The sequence below is a fragment of the Streptomyces sp. URMC 127 genome (genome assembly GCF_051386535.1).
Lineage (GTDB): Bacteria > Actinomycetota > Actinomycetes > Streptomycetales > Streptomycetaceae > Streptomyces.
Genome location: NZ_JBPQTW010000368.1, coordinates 1 through 3,526 on the forward strand (window position 1 = coordinate 1; position 3,526 = coordinate 3,526).

The 3,526-nt window shown below is 73.0% G+C and carries 5 protein-coding genes; 2 read left to right on the forward strand and 3 right to left on the reverse strand.

Annotated elements, in window-relative coordinates; genetic code table 11:
- Positions 1-601 (forward strand): XdhC family protein (locus tag ACSNOH_RS34000; protein ID WP_436725308.1); only part of this gene is annotated, 601 nt, incomplete at its 5' end.
- A 94-nt stretch (positions 602-695) separates the two neighbouring features.
- Here the strand turns inward: ACSNOH_RS34000 and ACSNOH_RS34005 are convergent.
- From ACSNOH_RS34005 to ACSNOH_RS34015, 3 genes are all read right to left on the reverse strand, one after another.
- A complete protein-coding gene (locus ACSNOH_RS34005; protein ID WP_436725309.1) occupies positions 696-929 on the reverse strand; it encodes a hypothetical protein in 234 nt (77 codons plus the stop codon).
- A 79-nt stretch (positions 930-1,008) separates the two neighbouring features.
- Entirely contained in the window at positions 1,009-1,548 is a 540-nt protein-coding gene (locus ACSNOH_RS34010; RefSeq protein WP_436725310.1) for an N-acetyltransferase family protein, read from the reverse strand.
- Positions 1,549-1,564: 16 nt separating this feature from the next.
- A complete protein-coding gene (locus ACSNOH_RS34015) occupies positions 1,565-2,842 on the reverse strand; it encodes a hypothetical protein (protein ID WP_436725311.1) in 1,278 nt (425 codons plus the stop codon).
- 197 nt (positions 2,843-3,039) lie between these two features.
- Here ACSNOH_RS34015 and ACSNOH_RS34020 point away from each other — a divergent pair, with 197 nt between their 5' ends.
- On the forward strand, positions 3,040-3,387 hold the full coding sequence (locus ACSNOH_RS34020) for a DUF6415 family natural product biosynthesis protein (RefSeq protein ID WP_436725312.1): 348 nt from the start codon (positions 3,040-3,042) through the stop codon (positions 3,385-3,387).
- Positions 3,388-3,526: the final 139 nt, after the last annotated feature.

Genomic DNA, 3,526 nt, shown 5'->3' on the forward strand with positions numbered 1-3,526 from the left:
GGCCGGGGCCCGCTGCGGCGATCCCGTGACGCTCTTCGTGGAGTCGTGCCTGCCACCCCCGCGCATGATCGTCTTCGGGGCGGTGGACTTCGCCGCGGCGCTCGTACGGGCCGGCAAGTTCCTCGGCTACCACGTCACGGTGTGCGACGCGCGGGCCGTGTTCGCGACGACGGGGCGCTTCCCCGAGGCGGACGAGGTCGCCGTCGACTGGCCGCACCGCTACCTCGACGCCCAGGAGGCGGCCGGGGCGCTCGACGCCCGGACGGTCCTGTGCGTGCTGACCCACGACCCGAAGTTCGACGTGCCGCTGCTGGAGCGCGCCCTGCGGCTGCCCGTCGCCTACGTCGGCGCGATGGGCTCGCGCCGCACGCACGAGGACCGGCTGGCGCGGCTGCGCGCGGCAGGCGTCGGCGAGCGCGCGCTGGACCGGCTGCGCTCCCCGATCGGCCTCGACCTCGGGGCGCGCACCCCGGAGGAGACCGCCGTGTCCATCGCGGCGGAGATCGTCGCCGTGCGGCACGGGGGGACGGGCGCCCCGCTGACGGGGGCGCAGACGCCGATCCACCGCGGAGTGCGGGAGGGGGCGGGGTCGGTGGCCTGACGGACACAACGGGGTGGCGCTTCGACGACGGGCGACCTCACGCCCTCCCCGGCGGCTGACGGTGCCCCGGCCCGGCCGGGCGTGCCGTCGGCATTCACCGCAGGCCGAGCACCATCGCGTCGTACACCGGAGCCTCAGCCCCCGGCCGCCACCGGCCCACCTTGCGGTACCCCCACGCCGCGTAGGCGCACCGGGCTGCGGCGGCCTCCGGCTCCGGGCGCATAGTCAGGGCGGCCCGCTCGGCCCGGACGCCGTCCAGCAGCCGGGCGTGCAACCCGGCCGCGATGCCGCGCCGCCGCCAGGGCTTGCCGACGGCCAGCTCGATCACGGCGAAGGTCCTCGCCCCGGTCTCCTCCGTGAACGCCGCGGGTACCGGTCACGCCTCACCGAGCGCCAGGACGGTCCGGTCAGAGCTGTTTGATCAGGGACTCGAAGACCGGGGAGTTGTCGAAGGGACGGATCTCCCCCAGCTTCTCCCAGCCCCAGGCGTAGTAGGCGGACCGGGCCGGGACGTTTCCGGGGTCGACCAGGATGGTTCCGAGTTTCTCGTCGCGGCTCGCGAGCAGTTCGTCGTGCAGCAGGCGAGCGACGCCCCGGCGGCGCCAGGCCGGTCGCACCATCAGCTCCGAGATCGCGAAGACCTTGCCCTGGCCGGTCAGTCGGCGCACCTCTTCCGGGACCTCCCCGCGGAAGCCGCCCCACCAGGATCCGGCGGGCGCGATGACGAAGCCGAAGACGTACCCGGCGAGTGTGCCGCCGTCTTCCCCCGCCACCAGTTCGAAGCCCGGCCGCTGCACGTAGGCCGAGAGCCGGTCCAGGAAGGCCGCCCGCGAGCGGAAGGCGCCGTCCAGCTTGTCGGCGTAGGCCTCCTCGTAGACGTCGGCCAGCACCTCGCGCTCACCGTCGGCTTCCTTGCCGTCCAGTCGGCGCAGCTTCAGGTCAGCCATGTCTCTCCCCCTTCTCTCATGCCACGAGGGGCCGGGATTCCGCCAGGAAGTCCCGTACCGGAACATCGTCCTTGTGCTCTGCCACGTTGCTGCGGAAGGCCGCGAGCCGGGCCGTGGTGCGGGCCGAGGAGACCTCCGCGATCAGCGGCAGCGCGCCCCGGGCCACCTCACAGGCGTCATGGACGTCTCCCTTCCGCAGGTGCACCTCGGCCAGCACCACCGTGTACCAGGCCCGGTTGCGGCCGTACCTGCGGCTCATGGTCGCCAGGGTCTTTTCGGTCAGCCGCTGAGCCACCGCGGTCTCGCCGAGCGCGGCGTGGCACGTGGCGGCGAGCCCGTCCAGCTCCGACAGCGAATAGAAGTCGATCCACGAAGGGTCCTCGTCCGAGGGCCCGTGATCGAACGCCCTGTACGCCCGCGCGAGGGCCGACCGGCACTCCTTGGAGTCCCCCAACCGGGCCCAGCCCCAGGCCTCGCGCAGCGTCAGGAGCGACATCAGCCGCGGCGGCACGTGGCGGGCGCTCACGCGCTGCCCCATCCTGGCCAGGTCCACGGCGTCACGGGGCATCCCGTTGCGCGCCGCCGCCATGGACATCTGTGCGTACGCGTGGACTTCGACCTCGGGGTCCTCCGCCATGCGGGCCTGGTACAGCGACTGGTGGTAGTAGGCCCAGGCGTCCTCCACGCGATCGGCGTCATAGCTCAGCCAACCGGTGAGCACGGCCAAGTCGCCGTAGGCCGAGCGCAGTTTCCTGCCGGTGGGCTCGGCATACCGGGCGGTATTGATGAGCCGGTTGAGGGCGCCCAGGGCCCGGCGGGCATCCACGCTGAGGTTGTCGCCGCCCATCCGTTCGTCCAACTGCTTGAGCTTGCGCACGGTCTGCCGGACGGTCCTCACTTCGGTCGCCCCGATCCGCCGGGGCGTACCGCGCTCGGGGCAGAATCCCAGAGCCGCGAGCCCCGAGACGAAACTTCGCCGGTCCACTCCCTGCTCCTGGCCGTCGACCCGATCCGACGTGAAGACCGTACGCCGCCCCGGGCTTTGCGGGGAAGAGAAGCCCAGGGCGAGCAGACTCTCGCCGGTGAGCGCGGCCAGGATCCGCCGGTACACGGGCCGCGGGCAGCCCACGTCACCGTCCTCCCATGTGGCGACGACCCGGGACGTGCAGCCGGTGTTCTCGCCCATCCGCGCGCCCTGCTGGTTGATCAGGTCGGCGAACTCCGAGCGGCTCATGTGGAACCGCTCCTCACGTACGGCTCTGATCTTCGGGTTGGGCACCCTCTTGCCGGCCATCCATGCGCCCCCTGACATCGGTGACTGCTCGCTCGCCGACCGTAGCGCCGACCACGCTCACCGGTTGGCCGACCGGCCGAAGGGGTCCCCTGAGCCCCCGTAATTGCATCGGAGTTGCATCACCGCGCCATCGAGCGTGCGCGTACGGCGCCCGTAGCGTCAGTGCCGCCTCAGCCACTCAGCACTCAGGGACTCCCATGCAGACGAAGTCACCGGACGGCCGGGAGACCGACGATCTCCGGATTGCCGGCGATACCGAACAAGCCTTCGCTTGCCACGCCGTGCTGCCCACGCACCACGAGCTGGCCGCCCTGGAAGGGCGTCTGCGCCGGCACGTCCGGGAGCTCATCCCCGTCGTGGAAGCGCAGGCCGCCGCCATGGACCCCGCGTGGGCCGGGCACGCCCTGCGCCGGTCACTGCTCAGCCGCGCGGAGCGGGTCCTCGCGCAAGGGCCCGGTGACGGGCTGCTGTCCGCCGCGGAGCACGTGTGCGCGCTCGCACGGGTGTGCCGTGCCCTGCTCGGGCACCGCTCCGGGACGCCGTGACCCGGCGGGTCGGCCGGATCGGCCCGGCCCCGGCCCGGCCGGGCTCGGTCCTCACCCCCGCGCCGCCGTCAGACCGCGCAGGTACGCCGCGCGGTTGAGGGGGTTGCCGTCCGTGCGGGGGCGGTGCGGGGGTGAGGAC